Origin of the sequence: Saltatorellus ferox (assembly GCA_007751475.1) — a bacterium.
Lineage (GTDB): Bacteria > Planctomycetota > UBA1135 > UBA1135.
On record CP036434.1, the window covers coordinates 2,847,892 to 2,864,699 of the forward strand.

At 68.4% G+C, this 16,808-nt stretch carries 9 protein-coding genes; 4 read left to right on the forward strand and 5 right to left on the reverse strand.

Translation table 11 applies throughout. The features are described 5' to 3' along the window. Positions 1-4 precede the first annotated feature (4 nt). Entirely contained in the window at positions 5-1,162 is a 1,158-nt protein-coding gene (locus Poly30_RS10170; protein ID WP_145196868.1) for a M20 aminoacylase family protein, read from the reverse strand. Between the two features lie 52 nt (positions 1,163-1,214). On the opposite strand from Poly30_RS10170, the gene Poly30_RS10175 reads away from it, so the two are divergent. The 3 genes from Poly30_RS10175 to Poly30_RS10185 all read left to right on the forward strand — a co-directional run bounded on the left by Poly30_RS10175 (position 1,215) and on the right by Poly30_RS10185 (position 7,202). After that, on the forward strand, positions 1,215-2,183 hold the full coding sequence (locus Poly30_RS10175) for an SDR family oxidoreductase (RefSeq protein ID WP_145196870.1): 969 nt from the start codon (positions 1,215-1,217) through the stop codon (positions 2,181-2,183). Positions 2,184-2,431: 248 nt separating this feature from the next. Continuing rightward, a complete protein-coding gene (locus Poly30_RS10180; protein WP_145196872.1) occupies positions 2,432-5,104 on the forward strand; it encodes a valine--tRNA ligase in 2,673 nt (890 codons plus the stop codon). A gap of 4 nt (positions 5,105-5,108) precedes the next feature. Continuing rightward, on the forward strand, positions 5,109-7,202 hold the full coding sequence (locus Poly30_RS10185) for a DKNYY domain-containing protein (protein ID WP_145196874.1): 2,094 nt from the start codon (positions 5,109-5,111) through the stop codon (positions 7,200-7,202). Between the two features lie 5 nt (positions 7,203-7,207). On the opposite strand, the gene Poly30_RS10190 is transcribed toward Poly30_RS10185, so the two are convergent. From Poly30_RS10190 to Poly30_RS10200, 3 genes are all read right to left on the reverse strand, one after another. Then, complete coding sequence (locus tag Poly30_RS10190) at positions 7,208-8,602, reverse strand: tetratricopeptide repeat-containing glycosyltransferase family 2 protein (protein ID WP_145196877.1); 1,395 nt, start codon at positions 8,600-8,602, stop codon at positions 7,208-7,210. 152 nt (positions 8,603-8,754) lie between these two features. After that, positions 8,755-10,611 carry a formylglycine-generating enzyme family protein gene (locus Poly30_RS10195; protein WP_419191213.1) on the reverse strand — a complete coding sequence of 619 codons (1,857 nt, stop codon included), beginning with the start codon at positions 10,609-10,611 and terminating at the stop codon, positions 8,755-8,757. Between the two features lie 298 nt (positions 10,612-10,909). After that, a complete protein-coding gene (locus Poly30_RS10200) occupies positions 10,910-12,016 on the reverse strand; it encodes an HD-GYP domain-containing protein (protein WP_419191214.1) in 1,107 nt (368 codons plus the stop codon). A gap of 94 nt (positions 12,017-12,110) precedes the next feature. On the opposite strand from Poly30_RS10200, the gene Poly30_RS10205 reads away from it, so the two are divergent. Then, positions 12,111-13,097 carry an RluA family pseudouridine synthase gene (locus Poly30_RS10205; protein WP_419191215.1) on the forward strand — a complete coding sequence of 329 codons (987 nt, stop codon included), beginning with the start codon at positions 12,111-12,113 and terminating at the stop codon, positions 13,095-13,097. A gap of 111 nt (positions 13,098-13,208) precedes the next feature. Here the strand turns inward: Poly30_RS10205 and Poly30_RS10210 are convergent, their stop codons facing one another. Further along, the gene (locus Poly30_RS10210; protein ID WP_145196885.1) at positions 13,209-16,805 is read right to left on the reverse strand and encodes a carboxypeptidase regulatory-like domain-containing protein; all 3,597 of its coding nucleotides are present in this window, start codon (positions 16,803-16,805) and stop codon (positions 13,209-13,211) included. Between the last annotated feature and the right edge of the window lie 3 nt (positions 16,806-16,808).

The following is a 16,808-nucleotide window of genomic DNA, read 5'->3' on the forward strand; positions in this document are numbered from 1 at the left end:
TCCCTCAGGCGAGCCGTGACATGACGAGTTCCGTCCAGTAACGGACGCCGAGCGGGATGACGCGGTCGTTGAAGTCGTAGCGCGGATGGTGCACGTCGAACTCGCCGCCTGCGCCGAGCCAGGCGTAGCAGCCGGGGACCTTCTCCAGCATGAACGCGAAGTCCTCGCCGCCCATGCTGGGCGCCGCGTCGTGGATGAGGTTGTTCTCGCCGACGACGGCGGCCGCGGCGCGGCCTGCGATCTCGACCTGGGCGGCATGGTTGACGGTGGGCGGGTAGCCTCGGGTGTAGGTGACGCGCGCCGTGGCACCGTGGGCGCTGGCGGTGTGGGTCGCGATGCGCTCGATGCCTGCTTCCATCGCCATGCGGGTCTCGGGGCGGAACGTGCGGCACGTGCCGGAGAGTTTCGCCAGGCGTGGGATGACGTTTGTGGTCGAGCCCGCTTCGACCTTCGTGATCGAGACCACGGCCGCGTCCTGGGGATCGAGGGTTCGCGAAACGAGGGACTGGAGGCCCGAGATGACCTGGCTCGCGACGTACACGGGGTCGATGCCGCGGTGGGGCATGGCGGCGTGGGCGCCGACGCCTTCGATCTCGATCTCGATGCGGTCGCTGGCGGCCATGACGGGGCCGGCGCGCAGGGCGATCTGGCCGAGCGGAATCTGGGGCCAGTTGTGCATGCCGTAGACCTCGTCGCAGGGGAAGCGCTCGAAGAGACCGTCCTGCATCATCGCTCTCGCGCCGGCGAGGCCCTCCTCGGCGGGCTGGAAGATGAAGTGCACGGTTCCCGCGAAGGCCGGGTTCCTGGCAAGGGCCTGGGCGGCGCCGAGGAGCATCGTGGTGTGTCCGTCGTGTCCGCAGCCGTGGAAGACGCCGGGGGACGCGGACGCGTGCGGTGCGCCCGTCTCCTCGGTCATGGGGAGCGCGTCCATGTCGGCGCGAAGACCGAGGGTCGGTCCATCGCCGAGGGTGCCGGAGAGGGTGCCGACGACGCCGGTGATGCCCAGGCCGGTGTGGACGTCGAGGCCGAAGGACCGGAGGCGCTCGGCGACGAGGCGGGCGGTGCGGGTCTCGTGGTAGCCGAGTTCGGGGTGGCGGTGGAAGTCATGGCGCCACTCGGTGAGCTGGGCGGTCGTGTCGTCGATGTCGGTGGAAGGCTGCATGCCGTCACGCTAACGAATCGCACTCGGGCTCCGGGCGGTTAAGATCGTTCCCATGAGTGACGGAATGGAGCGGACGACCCTGGTGACGGGGGCGAGTGGATTTCTCGGGGCGCATGTGGTCGCGGCGGCCTGTGCGCGGAGCCAGCGAGAGGGGACTTTCAGCGACCCGCTGGGGCCACTGGTGGTCGCGCAGACCCGCTCCCCGGCTCTTCTGGCGCCCCGCTTCACGACGCCGCGGGACGCGGCCCAGTGGATCGAGACGGAGCTGCTGGATGGGGGAGCCGAGCGCCTCCTCGACCGCGTTCGTCCCACGGAGGTGATCCATTGCGCGGCTCTCTCGCGAGCAGCCGCCTGCGAGGAGGATTCCGAGCTGGCCCAGGCGCTGAACGGCGTCCTTCCGGGCCTGATCGCCGCGTGGTGCCAGGCCCACGGGGCGCGGCTCATTCACGTCTCGACGGACCTGGTTTTCGGCGCAGAGGATGCCCCGAAGGGCGGTTTCAAGGAGACCGCGACCCCGGCCCCGGTTTCCACGTACGGGGTGACGAAGCTGGCGGGCGAGCGCGCCGCGCTCTCGGCCTACCCCGACACCACGATCGCGCGTCTGCCGCTGCTCTACGGAAACTCGGGAGGCCGCGGCCTGGGGGCGAGCGATTCGATCCTGGAGCAGGTGGAGCGCTCCGAGTCCCCGCGTCTCTTCGTGGACGAGTGGCGCACGCCCCTGGAGGTCACGAACGCGGCCGCGGCGTTGATCGAGCTCCTGGACTTCGACCATCCGGGCCCGATCCACCTGGCCGGCACGACCCGAACGAGCCGCTACGACTTCGGCATTGCGGTCCTGAGAGCGATGGGAATGCCAGAACCCGAAGCCCGCGCCGAAATCACCCCGACCCTGCAATCCGACCTCCCCACGAAGGCGCCCCGCCCCAAGGACGTCTCCCTGAACGCGACCCTGGCCCAGACCCACCTCACCACGCCCCTTCAATCCCTGAAACAAGGCCTCACGACCGCCCTGGGCGAGTAGCCCCCGCAAGCGACACGTCCGTACCAGGTCCATCCATTCCGGAACGTCCGGACCAGGTCCGTCCATTCCGGAATGGACGGACCTGGTCCGAACGTTCCGGAATGGACGGACCTGGTACGGACGTGTCGGGATGAGGAGGAAGATGGGGCTCGGGCTTGACCCTCGACTTGGTCGCGGGTGGCATGGGGGGCCCGGAGTTGGGGGCTCGGGTGATTCGAGCCCCTCTTTTCATTTCCGGGCCTCTCGACATGGAACTCTCGACCCGCTACACGCCCAAAGAAATCGAAGGTCCGCTCTACGAGCGCTGGGAGCAGTCTGGCTGCTTCACACCGCCCGCCGAGCCCGTGGAGGGGAGGAAGACGTTCACCGTCATGATTCCTCCGCCCAACGTGACCGGTGTTTTGCATATGGGCCACGCCTTGAACGGGACCATCCAGGACATCGTCGTTCGCCACCGGCGCAAGGATGGGTACGACACCCTCTGGGTTCCCGGGACCGACCACGCGGGCATCGCCACCCAGGCCGTCGTCGAGAAGAAGATCTACGCCGAGGAGGGGAAGACCCGGGACGACCTGGGGCGGGAAGAGTTCCTCCAGCGCATCTGGGACTGGAAGGACAAGCACGGCGCCATGATCCTCCACCAGTTCCGGAGCCTCGGCTGCTCCTGTGACTGGACCCGCACCAAGTTCACCATGGACGAGGACCTCTCCCTCGCCGTGCGGACCGCCTTCGTCGAACTCTGGGAGCGACAGCTCATCTACCGCGGCGCACGCCTCGTCAACTGGGACTGCGTGCTTCAGACCGCCGTCAGCGACGACGAGATCGAGTACGTCCAGAAGAAGGGCAAGCTCTGGCACATGAGGTATCCGCTCGTGGACAGGCCCGGCGAATTCCTCGTCGTGGCGACCACGCGCCCCGAGACGATGCTGGGCGATACCGGCGTGGCCGTGCACCCGAGCGACGAGCGCTACCGGGACCTCGTCGGCACCAAGGTCCGCCTGCCCTTCGTGGATCGCGAGATCCCGATCGTGGCGGACGAGTCGGTGGATCCAGAGTATGGCTCGGGCGCGGTCAAGATCACGCCCGGCCACGACCCCGCCGACTACGAGCGCGGCCAGCGCCACAACCTCCCGATCATCAGCCTCCTCAACAAGGATGGCTCCTTCAACGAGCACGGCGGGCCCTTCGCGGGCAAGTCGCGCGAAGTCGTGCGCAAGGAGCTGGTCGCCCAGCTCGACGAGAGGGGGCTCCTCGCCGAGGTCGAGGACATCACCCACAACGTCTCCACCTCGGACCGCTCCAAGTCACCGATCGAGCCGCTCATCAGCGAGCAGTGGTTCGTCAAGATGCAGCCCCTCGCCGAGCCCGCCATCGGCGCGCTCAGGAAGGGAGACCTCCAGTTCCGCCCGGAGCGCTGGGGCAAGGTCTACCTCCACTGGCTGGAGAACGTCCAGGACTGGTGCATCAGCCGCCAGCTCTGGTGGGGCCACCGCATCCCCGTCTGGTACGACGAGGACGACGTCGGCGTCGCGTCCATCGAGACGCTGGAGATCGGCGCTCCCCACCCGAAGACCGGCAAGCCCATCGTGCGCCAGGACCCCGACGTCCTCGACACGTGGGCCTCGTCATGGCTCTGGCCGCTCGCGACCCTCGGCTGGCCCACCCCCGGCGCTCCCGACCTCGCGCGCTTCTACCCGACGCAGTTCCTGTCCACGGCCCAGGAGATCATCTATCTCTGGGTCGCGCGCATGGTGATGGCGGGCTACGCCTTCCTTCCCGAGCTTCCGGAGGCCGACCGCAATCCGTTCAGCACCTGCTACATCCACGCCACCGTGCTGGACGGCAAGGGCAAGCGCATGAGCAAGTCGGCTGGCAACGGCATCGACCCGCTAACCATGATCGAGCAGTACGGCGCCGACGCCGTGCGCTACAGCCTCGTGCTCCTCACGAAGGAGGGCCAGGACGTCCGCCTCTCGCCCGACCGCTTCGACCAGGGCAGCCGCTTCTGCAACAAGGTCTGGAACGCCGCGCGCTTCGTGATGATGAACCTCGGCGGCGACCGCGCCACCGGGCCGTCCACGCGCTTCGAGGATCGCTGGATCCTGAGCCGTCTCGCGCGCACCGTGGTCGAGGTCTCCGCGGGCCTCAACGAGTATCGCTTCAACGATGCGGCCCAGACCATGTACCGCTTCGTCTGGAACGACTTCTGCGACTGGTACGTCGAGCTCTCCAAGCACCGCCTCACCGGCGAGGACGAGGCCTCGGCCCAGGACGCCCGCGCGACCCTGACGCGCGTCTTGAAGGACACCCTGGGTCTCCTGCATCCGTTCACGCCGTACCTCACCGAAGCCCTCTGGGAATCGCTCCACGAGACCCTGGGCGAAACCGCCCCGAGCATGCTCGTGTCCGCGCCGTGGCCCACGGGCGAGGGCCTCGGCATCGACGAGGCGGCCGAGTCCGAGATGGAGAGCGTCCAGGATCTCGTCGGCTGCGTGCGCCGCGTGCGCGCGCTCACGATGGCGGCCGAGCGCCGCCTCCTCCCCGTCGTCGTGAACGCCCCGCGTCCCGAGCTCCGCGAGGTGCTCCAGCGCCACGCCGAAGCCGCGGCGTCGCTGGGCTTCATCGAGTCGCTGGAGATCACGGAGGGGGCACCCCAGCCGCCGCAGAGCGCCGTCGCCATCGGCAACGGGATCGAGACCTACGTGATCCTCGGCGAGGACGTGGACTTCGCCAAGCTGAAGACCGTGCTGGAGGGCCGCGCCGCCAAGGTCGCGAAGGCGCTCATGGGCACGGAGAAGAAGCTCCAGAACCCCGGCTTCCTCTCCCAGGCCGATGACGACGTCGTCGCCGCCGAGAAGGAGAAGCTCGAAGAGCTGAGGCTCGAGAAGGAGCTCCTCGAGCGCAACGCCGCCGCGTTCTGATCCGGTGCCGCTCCCCGAGCCCTTTTCCCGGGAAGGCGGCGCGATCCTCTACAGGGGTCGCGCCGTCAAGGGAGTGAAGATCGATGCCGACACCTTCGAGGTGCTCGGGGCCTCGCACGCCCGCGACGCCCACCAGGTGTTTCTGGTAATGGAGACGAAGCTGAAGCCCATCAAGCGGGCGGACGCCGCGTCCTTCCAGAGCCTCGGCCAGAGCTACGGCCGCGACGCCGGGGCGGCGTTCTTCCTGGACAAGCCGATCCGGCTGAAGAAGGGCGCAGGCTCCCTCGAGGCTTTCCGCGAACTCGATCCCCACTACGCGACCGATGGCGGATGGCTCTACTTCGGGACCCAGCAGGTCGAGCCTCCGAAGGATCTCGCGCCCTTCGACTGGCAGGCCGCCGAGTACCGCCCGTTCAGCGTCAACGCCGTCAATCGCTCCGACGCGCTCCTCACCGATGGCCGGCGGACGTTCCTCAGCCAGTGGGGCCAGCCATGGGTCGAGCTGCAGGACGTGCGGCTCGACGCGGTCACACGTCTCGGTGAGGACCTCCCCGGTCTGCATCGACAGTCTTACCTGACCGATGGACGTAGCGTCTGGTACCGCGGCGAGCGCATCGACGGGATCGACGCGCGCTCCGCGCGCCAGCTGGGCATCTCCGCGGTGGAGGACGATCGCAGAGTCTACGTCGGCGCAGAGCCAGCCGCTCCCGCTCCGGGAACGCTCGCCTGGATGACGGCAGACCTCTACCGAACCGAGGAGTCTCTTCTCCAACTGAGCCCCGGCGCTCCCGCGCGAACGCTGGCCGCGGGGCCCGGGTCGCCGGCGCCCTCCGTCGAGGCCGCCTTCGAAGCACTTCTCCGCGCCGTCATCGCGCCTGCGTTCACTGCCTTCGATCGCCATCTTCCGCTCGAGGTCACGCCCGGCGATCTCGATCTCTCGGTGCCTCCGCCAGCCGGAGTTCCCGCGTTCACCGTCACACGACTTCCGAACGGGCTCTTCGAGGTCTCGAGCGGTGACCACGTCGTCACCGCGGCCCCGAGTGCGTGGTACTCGGCGCTCTCTCGACTCTGGTCGCAGCTCCGCAGGCGAGCCGACGGCCACCTCGTCTTCGTGGGCCACGGAACGATGATGCCGGACGCCGACTCCCTCCAGATCCAGCTGGCGAAGCTCGCGTTCGGTGAGATCCTCGCCCTCGCTTCGGCGCTCTTCGAGGACCCAGGTCCACCCGGTTACCGCGACGAAGCGCGCGCCCTCGTTCACCTGGCGCTCTTCCGCATCGATCCGTTCCATCACCTCCGAGGTGTCGATGCACAGATCCTTCATCCTGCGCTGGCCCGCGTTCCGTTCGAGCTCGTCGGGTTCGCTCGCTTCGATCGTCCACGCAATCAGTTCACCGCGACCACCAATCTGGCCGCCGCCAAGGCGGTGATCCAGGGTGCGCTCCCGGCGGATTCGGACGTTCGCGTGCGATGGGAGGCGGCCAATCTCTTGAACGGCGTGATCTGTGATTCCCCGAAGACCGCGGCGATCCTCGGGGTCGCGCTGGAGGCGATTCTGGATCGGATCGCGACCGAGCCGGTGGGGCTACTCGTCGAACTCTGGTGGGCGGTGCTCGATTCGGCAGCGGTTCACCTCACCGTCTCCGCCGATATCCGCCGTTCCTTCGACTACGGGCTGCTGGCACGGGTCGCGCGCGCACTCATCGATGGGGGAGTCAACGTGAACCAGAACCGCGTACGGCTGGTCGAGGCGCTCTTCGGCCAGGGGGAGGAGGCCGAGGCCGAAGCGTACATCGAAGTCCTGCGAGCCGAAGATCGATCCGATCTCGCGTTCGGTGAGACCTGGCGTCCCTGGCCGACGTCAGGCCCGTACTGCCATCGCACGCGGTTTTCGAGCCTGGAGTCCGCGGCCCTCGGCGCTTGCGTTCGCTCGCTCTTCCGCCCGAATCTGGAGGCCTCGGCCCGCGCGGCCTCCGTCGATCGACTCGCCTCCGAACTCGAATCGCTTGCCGGGCGGGAAGCGGAACACTTCGGTCCGAAGACCGGACGCCCGGATCTGATGGGGATCGCGGACGACCTTGCGCGGCTACGCGGGTGATCGGGTCAGCGGGCGCTTCCGTTCAGCAAGCTGAGCCGCCGCCGCTCCAGCCAGGCCCCTGGCCTTGCCGCCTGCGCCAGCTCGATCAGGTTCTCGGCGTCCTTGCCCAGCGCCGTCAGCGCCCGGTGCACGAGAACGTACCAGTCCGGCGCGACGTCCTTGCGATCGACGTGAAGCGCGAGCCGCTCCATGGCCTTGTCCGGCTTCCCCTGGGCCAGCTCGATCTCCGCCAGCACGAGGTCGACGGGGTAGATCCACTTGCCCGCGCGCGGCGGCAGCTCCTGGCGCGCCAGCTCGAGGTCGCCGCGCTCCAGGGCGATCCCCGCGAGTTTCAGCATGGAGAGTTCCGACGTGATCGCAGGCAGCACCGGCTGGGCGAATCCGCGGCCGTCGACCGCTCGGGTGGCGCGGAAGAGCCGCTCCGCTTCGTCCAGGTCCCCGAGCAGAAGCTGCCCGAGACCTTCGATGTAGTCCAGGTTCGGGTGCCCGTCGGGCGTGTGCCGCCGCGAGGCCTGCGTCGTCCGAATCGCGTCCGCGGGCCTTCCGACCTCCACCTGGGCGAGGCCGAGCGAGTACCCGATCCGGACCATGTTCTCGGGCAGAAAGCCAGGCAGCCTGTTCTCGTTGCGCGCGAGGAACGGAGCGAAGTGTCGCTCGCCGACCTCCAGCGCCTCTTGCACTTCGCCCCGACGAATCAGATCGACGACGAGGTAGCCCGCCACCTCGCCGTCGGCGGGGTCCTCCTCCAGGCACTTGCGCAAGAGTGCCTGGTTGCGATCATCCTTGGCCATCCCCGCGCGGTGGGTGGGGACATCGCCGTAGTGAACGAGCGCGGCGCCGACGGCCTTCGAGATCCCCACGCCTTTGGCCTGCAGCGAATTGAACCCCCAGGTCAGCGACTCGTGAACGCGGCGCTGGAAGCGCATCTCCGGAAGGTTGCGGAAGAGCCTCGGAACGAACGCGACCTCGCCCAGTCGCTTGACGCCGTCGAGCACCTCGTCGAACGTCGCGGTCATCTCGCTGGCGTTGTAGAGCGCGAGGCAGCCGAGGAGCAGCTCGGGGTCGGCGGCGGCCTTCAGGAGGTTCGGGCCCATCCCCGGCGCCAGGCGCTCGTCGGCATCCAGCACGAGGATGTGCGTTCCCGTCGCGAGTTCGACGCCCACGTTGCGCGCCGCCGCGAAGTCGTCGCACCAGGGGAAGTCGACGACGCGCGCGCCCGCTTCGGCCGCGATCGTCTTGGTCCGGTCCGTGCTGCCGGTATCGACCACGATGCTCTCGGCGACGACTCCGCGGACCGAGCGCAGGCACTCCGCCAGGAACCTCTCCTCGTTCCTGGCGATCATGCAGAGGGAAATCGATACGCGGCCCTTCGGCCTTCCAGGCAGGATCGTCGTTTCCATGGGGCAAGCGTGCCGTTTTCGAGCGTCCAATGACAGCGTCCGCCCCGAAACCAAGAGAGGGCGAGCCGCACGGTGCAGGTGCGGCTCGCCCTCGTCTTCCGGCGCGAGTTTTCAGGCCGCGGGAATGTTCCCGTTCGACCCGCAAAGGTTGGCTACTTGCCGGTGGGGCTGATGCGCTCCGTGCGCCACTTCGTCCCGAGTGCTGCGCCGTCCACCTTCATGTCGAACTCGATGGGGATCACCCGTGAGCTGGAGCGGCGGATGTTCGCCTTGAACTTCATCCAGTCCTCCTGGATCTTCTCCTTGTTCTCGTCGAAGGCGGCCTTCTTCGAGAAGATGATCTCGCCGTCGTCGGCCTTCGTGGCCTTGACGTCCGTCTTGATCTGCGGGAACTCCATGGACGTGACGTACTCGCCGGTGTCGACCGTCGTGAAGATCAGGAGGTCTTTCTTGAGGTCGATCTGGCGCAGGAGGCGCTCGGCGGGCGTGAGAAGCTCGAGCGGGATCTCGTCGCCTGCCTCCGGCGTTTCGTCCTCGCCCTCGCCCTCGTCGTCACCTTCCTTCTTCTTCTCGTCGCCTTCGGCGGGCATCTCCTCGGCTCCAGACACCATCATGCGACCCTTCTCGCGGTACGCGACGAAGTAGGTCCCCGGCGCAAGCGCGGGCTCCAGGATGGGCACCGTGGTGGCGAAGATGCCGAGGACCACGGGCTGCTTCCGGCTCTCGCGGTTGAGTTCGCCGCCGGGAGTGGTCTCGAACTCGTTGCGCGGTGCGAAGAGGATGTGGTCGTAGCCCTTGATCACGGAGTAGCCGTCCGCGCGCTTGTCCGGCGTATCGGCGGACCAGCGATCGAGCGCGACCACGCCGTCGAAGTCGAAGACCTCGCCCTGGGTGCGCGCCTGGCTGGGCTGGACATCGGTCTCCCAGATGGCCCGGGCCCGGTCGACGCCAGGCGTGACGCTGGAGGCGACTCGCATCCCGACGGCGTTCGTCGTCTGGGTGCGCTTGGCTCCTTGTCGCGTGGCAATCCTGGCCGCGAGCATGGGCACCTGCGGCGAGCCTCCTTTGATGATGCGGAAGCTCGAGTTGAAGTTCGGCTCCGGCGTGACCTTCTCCTTGCCGCTCGACTTCTTGAACTTGTAGGTGTTCGGCTTGAAGTCTTTGAAGGGGTTGTACGGGTCCGCCGTCCATTCCCAGACGCTGCCCGCCATGTCCTGGACGCCGAAGGGGCTCGCGCCGTCCGGGAACGAGCCGACCGGACGCGGCTTCTCGCTGCCCGTTTCACTCGTGTGAGCTCGCTTCTCGCCGTTCCAGTCGTCGCCCCACGGGAAGACGCTCTTCTTGTCGCTGCGGGCCGCGAAGACCCACTCCTCCTCGGTGGGGAGGCGCAGACCTGCCCATCGGGCGTAGCCGACGGCGTCGTCGAAGTCGATGTAGCAAACGGGCATGGCCTCCTGGCCCTCCGGGATGGCCCAGTCGACTTCCTGCCAGTTGCTGCGCCACCAGGCGTCTTTCTTGGCCTCGTCCCACTTCTGGCGATCGTAGGACTTGTCGGCCATCGCCTTCTCGGCTTCGGCCTTGCCGAAGGCCGCACGGGCTTCATCGAGGGCCTTGCCCGCCCAGTTCTCCGGCGGGCGCTTGCCGGTCGCCTTCACGTACTCGAGGTACTGCTCGTTGGTGACCTCGTACTTGCCGATGGCGAAGGACCCCACCCGCGACGAGTGCTCCGGCGTTTCGCCGTCCAGCACGCGAATCATCTTCTGGTTCGAGGCGTTCGTCATGAGCTCCTCGATGGCCTTGGGCGTCGACCCCATGGTGACTTTCCCACCCTTGAGGTCGATCATGCCCGGCGGGAGCTCCTCGCTGGGGGACACGGTGAGGGTATCGTCGCCCATCGAGCCGGCCGTCGCGGAGCCGTTGGTGCTGCCGATGGCCAGCCCGGTCCCGGCGGTCAGGAGGGCTACGGAAAGGGGCGCTGCCAGCGTCAAGCGGCGATTTAGCGTCTTCATGCTCATCATGGTGTCTGTTCGAGAAGGCGTCTCTAAGGGGGCGATCGTCGGAAGGGGGAACCTGGGCCCGCGTGCCTCATAGGACACACCGCCGCCGCGGTTTCGATCGTTCCGCCGCGGATCTGGATTCTGTCGCCCAGGCTCCTGTCCCGGTGGAACGGGCCGCACAGGTTAGCGGGCCGACGTCCGACTCGCCGCCCAACAGGAGGGAATCGGGTGTGGCGGACGCTCCGGGGCCGCGTGTATCCGAGGGACAGGCGAGCCTTCTTGCCCGGACTCGACCCGGATTGGACCTGGATCAGGCCTGTTGGGTCAAAATGCCGCTGCCGATCGTCCCTGCGGCGATCCTGGGCGGGCTTGGAAGCTCCCCGCGCTCGGCGGGGACCAGGAGCCCGGCCGCGGTCAGATCCGCCTTGGGGGCCTCCAGCCACGAAGCTCCATGGGCTTCCAGGAGGCGGAGGAAGGTATCCAGAATCTCGGGGTCGAAGGCGCGCCCGGCCTGCGACTCGAAGTAGTCGATGGTCTTCTGGAGAGACCAGGCGTTCTTGTAGGAGCGACGGGTCGTGAGCGAATCGAACACTTCCACGACGCAGAGGATGCGGCCGGGGCGTGAGATCTCTCGCCCCTTGATCCGAAAGGGATAGCCCGTTCCGTCCCAGCGCTCGTGGTGTTCGGCCACGAACTGGACCACCTCGGCGAGCTGGGGATGGGCGCCGAGCCGCTCTGCGCCGACGAGCGGGTGGCGCTTCATCTCCATCCGTTCCCTGGGGGAGAGGGCGCCCTGTTTCGTGAGGAAGCCCAGGTCGTCGAGGAAGATCTTCCCATAGTCGTGGGCGATGGCCGCGAGTTCGAGCCGCTCGACGGTCTTTGCATCGAGGCCGAAGTCCTCCGCCACGAGGCGGCAATAGCGCCGCGTTCGCTCCCCGTGGCCCGCCGTGTAGGGATCCACCCGTTCGATGGACTTGGCGACGAGACCGGAGAGGATGTCGACGAGGTCCTGGAACGGAAGCTCCTCCTTGGCGAGCCGCTTCTCGCTCACGGCCCGCTGGATCGTGGCGGCGAGGACCTTGGGTTCGACAGGCTTCTGCAGGTAGTCCACCGCGCCGACCTTCATAGCCTGAACGGCGGCATCCACCCGCGGGTAGCCGGTCATGAGGAGGCAGATCGCCTGGGGCTGAAGCTTTCGCGTTGCGGCGAGGATCTCCTCACCGGCGCTTCGGCCATCGAAGACGACGTCGGTGACGACGGCATCGAACCTCTCTCTCTCGATCGACGCGATCGCGTCTACGGGGGTGGTCGAAAGGTGAACCTGGAAGCCGTGGGCCTCGAGGACGGTCCCGAGGATCTCGAGCGTCAGACGCTCGTCATCTGCCAGCAGGATGTGAAGGGGCCTTTCGGTTTCCATGGGGGCTTCCATAGATACCGGTTGGGCGACACGAATGAAAGAGTGCAAATGCGTAGCGTTTCGGCCTCTGTCCGCATCTAGAATGGCCGGAATCATGGCGGAAACGATTCAAACCTTCGAAGTCGCGGAGTCTCTCGGCGGCGCGAGGCTGGACGTCGTCCTCGCGGACGCCGTTTCGAGCTGGTCACGGAGCCGCCTGCAGAAGGCCGTCAAGTCCGGGTCCGTCGAGGTGGACGGAGTGCCGATCACGCGGCCGAACACGGCCATGAAGGCGGGGCAGAAAGTCTCGATCCGCCTCGACGACGAGCGCGAGACCTCCACGGACACGCGCGGCGGGATCATCAACGACCTGACGGTGCTCTACGAGGACGACGAAATCGCCGTGATCGACAAGCCGGCGGGCCTGGTGACTCACCCGAACCCCCGGCAGATCGCGGGCACCGTCTCCGACCTGGCGGTGGAGCGTTACGGCCCGCTTCCCGAAGTCCAGGGCGAGAATCGCCCGGGCATCGTCCATCGCCTCGACCGCCTCACCAGCGGAGTGCTGGTGCTTGGCCGCACCGAATCGGCGCTCCAGAACCTGAAGGCCCAGTTCCAGGCGCGAACGGTCCAGAAAACCTACAACGCGATCGTCCACGGCGTGCCGCGCTTCGATACGGAGTGGCTCACCGGCGCCATCGCCACCTCGACCCAGAGCCCTGACCGAATGCGCGTGGTCCCTGAGCACCTGCGCGAGGACATGCTGGAGGCCGGCGAGGCCCGGACCGCCGAGACGATGATCGAGACGCTGGAGACCTTCGGCTTCGCGTCTTTTATCGCCGCGATGCCCAAGACCGGCCGCACGCACCAGATCCGTGTCCACCTGCTGGCGGCGGGCATGCCCATTCTCTACGACCGTGTCTACAAGATCGGCGGCGCCCCGAAGCTGCCCATCCCGGCGGGTGTGCCGCGCATGGAGCGGCCAGCACTCCATGCCAGGCGGCTGGAGATCGACCATCCCAAAACGGGCGAGCGCATGACCTTCGAGGCCGATCTCCCGGCGGACATGGCCGGCCTCCTGGCCTGGATGCGGGCACGGTGAGGCAGGGCACTTTCGTCCCCTGCGTCCCCTGCGTCCCCTGCGTCCGCCATGACGCCCGGCCGTGAACTGCCGCGGAGCCACCACAGGGGATGGCCTGAACCCTGTGAGCCATCAGTCCTTGAACTTCACCCGAACCGACGTCTCATCACGATCGCGGACCGTGACCTTCTTGGTCGCCGTCCGGCCGTCCTGGGCCGTCGCGGTCACGGTGTAACGGCCAGGCGTCAGCGGCCCAATCTTCTGCTCGGTGGTCGAAAGGCCGGTGCCCATGCTTCGGAAGGAGCGCAGGCCCACCAGGCCCGTCATCTCTCGGCCGTCACTGTCGCGCACGGAGAGCTGGGCGCGGACCGGCTCTTGATCGTCGTCCACCGTCGTGACGACCAGCATGCTCGCGTCGGACAGCTCCAGCTCGACCTCGGCGTCCTCGCTCTCCTTGACGATGACGCCGCTGACGTCCGGCGCTGCGGCCGTGTCGGTCTGGGCGCTCACGCTGTAGGTGCCCGGCGAGAGGCGTGAGTAGGTGAACCTGCCCGACGCTCCCGTGGTCGTCGTCGAGATCGAGTCGACCGGCCTGCCCGATCGGTCGCGGACGAAGATCGTCGCGCCGGGGACCGGATCTCCCTGGAGATCCCTGACGATGCCCGTGATGCGGCCCGCGCCAGGAAGCTCCACGTTCAGGCCCGCCTTGACCTCCGAGCGGGTGACGACGACATCGTCGACCACCACGCGGCCCAGACCAGCGGCCGAGTCGTTTCCGCCCCTGGCGCGCGGCCCGAAGGTCTCGCTGCCGAACCGGAGCGTGTAGGTGCCCGGATCCAGCTCGAGAATCTCGTAGCCGCCGTTCTCGTCCGTGATGGCTCCGCGCGGGTTGAACCTCGCGAAGGACAGCGACGACTGGCCTTCCACCGAAACACGAACGCCCGCAACGGCGTTGCCCTCCGAGTCTCGCACGCGACCCGCGACGCCTCCCTCGGGGAGTTCCAGGTCCACGCGCTGCTCCTCGCCGCTCGCGATATCGACGAAGAACTGGTTCCTACCGGATCCGCGCTCGACCGCGAAGATGTAGGCCCCGGGCCGATCCAGTTCGATCCGGTACGTACCGTCCTGGCCGATGTCGGCGCGCTTGAGGTTGGCGAACAGGTCGGCTCCCTCGCGCGCGAGCGTCACGTTCCCCTCGCGGACCGCGTCGCCCCGCACCGTCACGGTTCCGAACACCGTGACCGGATCCCGCGCCTCGGCGCCGAGGTCCACGCGGACTTCCTGTCCGTCCTCGACCACCACGTCGGCCGACAGGTTCTTCGAGAGGAGGTCGAAGAACGCCGACTGCCGATCGCCGGACTGCATCGTCTCCATCATCTCCGCCTCGCCGGGCGCCGCGTTCACGACCCACTTGCCCGGCGCGACGTGGTCGAAGCGGAACGCGCCCCGCGCGTCCGTATCCGTGGCCGACTCGGCGCCGAACATGGCGATGGGGCCGCCGCCGCTCGCGTAGGTCACTCGACGGCCCGGCCAGGGGTTCCCGGCGTCATCGCGGACGACGCCCACGATCGTGCCTCCGAGGCGCAGCGTCAGCACCGCCCCGAGCGTATCGGCGCCCGGAACGACCTCGAAGGTGGTGGGCTCCGAAGGCGCCCAGTCGTCGCTGTTCGCCACGAGGACCTGGCTACCCGGGGAAAGCGCGGCGAGTTCGAAGGTGCCGTCCTTCGCGCTCTTGACGCTGCCGCCGCCGCCCCCTGGACCGCCCCGGCCGCCGAACCCGAAGCCGCCCGCGTCGCGCCGCACCTCGGCGCCGGCCACGGGCGCGCCGCTCGGGTCCACGACCACCCCGCGAACCGCGCCGAGCCGCGTCAGCGTGAACTCGAGCGGAGGACCTTCCTGGGGCAGCTGAACGGTCAGCGTCTGGTCCTCGGGGGACTCCAGCCCTTCGGCTGCGATGCTGACCTGCCAGGTTCCGACGGCCGCTCCCTCGAGTTCGAAGGTGCCGTCTTCGCGCGCCGCGAAGGACCCGCGCACGCCGTCTCCGGCGCCAGAGCGTGAGGTGAAGCCCTCGCGAGCCGCGCGCACATCGAACTCGGTCACGGCCTCGCCGCGATCGTCGAGAACGCGCCCGCGGATCGTGACGGTGGGGGCGAGACGCAGCTCCACGGGCTTCGACGAGCCCGGAGGCGCGGGCTGGAGCTTCTCCGCTGATGCCGCGAGCAAGGCCCCGCCTTCCACGTCGGGCACCATCGAAGCCGCGATCCGCGCGGGCGTCCTCGCCAGCGCGGTGAAACGAAACGTCCCGAGGGAGTCGGCGACGGCTTCCTTGCGCTCGCTCCGCTCGCGGCGCTGGCCCCACGGCATGCCGCCACGATCGTCGCTCCCCGGTTCAGGCTGGGTCAGCCGAAGTCGCGCACCACCCGCCGGAGCTCCGTCGGGCATCAGCACGCGTCCGACGATCTCGAGGCCCGGGTCGAGCCGGATCAGCACGTCGCTGAGCGTCACGTCCTCCGCCAGCTCGATCGCTTCCTCGACGCGGCCGCTTCGCCAGCCCTCCAGCGCCGCGGTGGGGGAATAGCTGCCCGCTTCCAGGCCCGTGATCAAGAAGCGGCCCTTCGCATCGGAGGTCGCCTCGCGGCGGGCGCCGCCACGACCGAACATGCCTCCGTTCTTCCCGGCCGAAACGAGCGCGCCCGCGATCGGGTCGCCCGAGGGATCGAGGACCCGGCCCGAAAGGGCGCTGCCGCGGCGCACGCGGATCGAGCAGAACGTCCGGGCGCCGGGGTTGAGTTCCAGGGCATCGCTCGTCATCGGCGCGTTGCCGGGCACGTCCGCCGTCACCCGCAGAACGAGGCCGGGATTCACGCCGTGGAAGTCGAACGTCAGGTCCTCGCCGAGCGGGACCTCGCGATCGGTGAAGTTCATCCTGCGCCCGGGCCCGCCGCCGAGCGTTCCGCCGCGCAGCGAGACCGTTCCGTACTGGCCGTCGGCGTCCGCCTGGACCTTCGCAGCGTCAGGTGCCACACGGCCCGTCACCCAGGCGCCGACCTCGGGCTCCAGGCGCACGACCGCGGGCGCCGAGGCCAGCTGGAGGGTGGGGGCTTCGGGCAGGTAGAGGTAGCGCGACGCGAGCTGCAGTCGCCCCTCGACGGCGCTCCCATCGAAGAGAACTTCCACGCGCGAGACGCCACCCTCCAGCGTGACGACGTCGAAGCGCACCTCGTCCTCGGAGGCACGCCGCCCGATCGAAAGCAGCGCGGCCTGCCCCGAGCTGCGGCGGCGCATCCTGCGCTGCATCGCTGGGTCCTGCCAGTCGAAGTTCTCGGCGTCGATCGCCTCGTCCGACCAGGCGATCAGCCGGCGTTCCCCTTGTTCGGCTTCCAGCGAGGGCGTGCCGGCGGGCCAGGCGATCTCGACGATCACGCGTCGCGCCGTCGCCGGGTCGACGTTGCGATCGGCGGCCGCGCTCGCCGCGGCATCCGTCGACGGGGGAAGCGCGGCGATCTCGGCTTCCGTCCGCACGGAGGCGCTCTCGGCGCCCTTGAGCGCGGGCACGTCCGGGTCCATTTCGCCGGAGGGATCGCCGGCCTCGGACGAATCTCCCATGGAGAGCGTGAGCCCCGCCGTGCCTGAGCCAGAAGACGCCTCGTCGGAGCTGGCGAGAAAGAAGAAGGCGCCGCAGCCGATCACGAGTGCGGCGGCTCCAAGGAGAGCGAGGGTTGGCTTCACGGA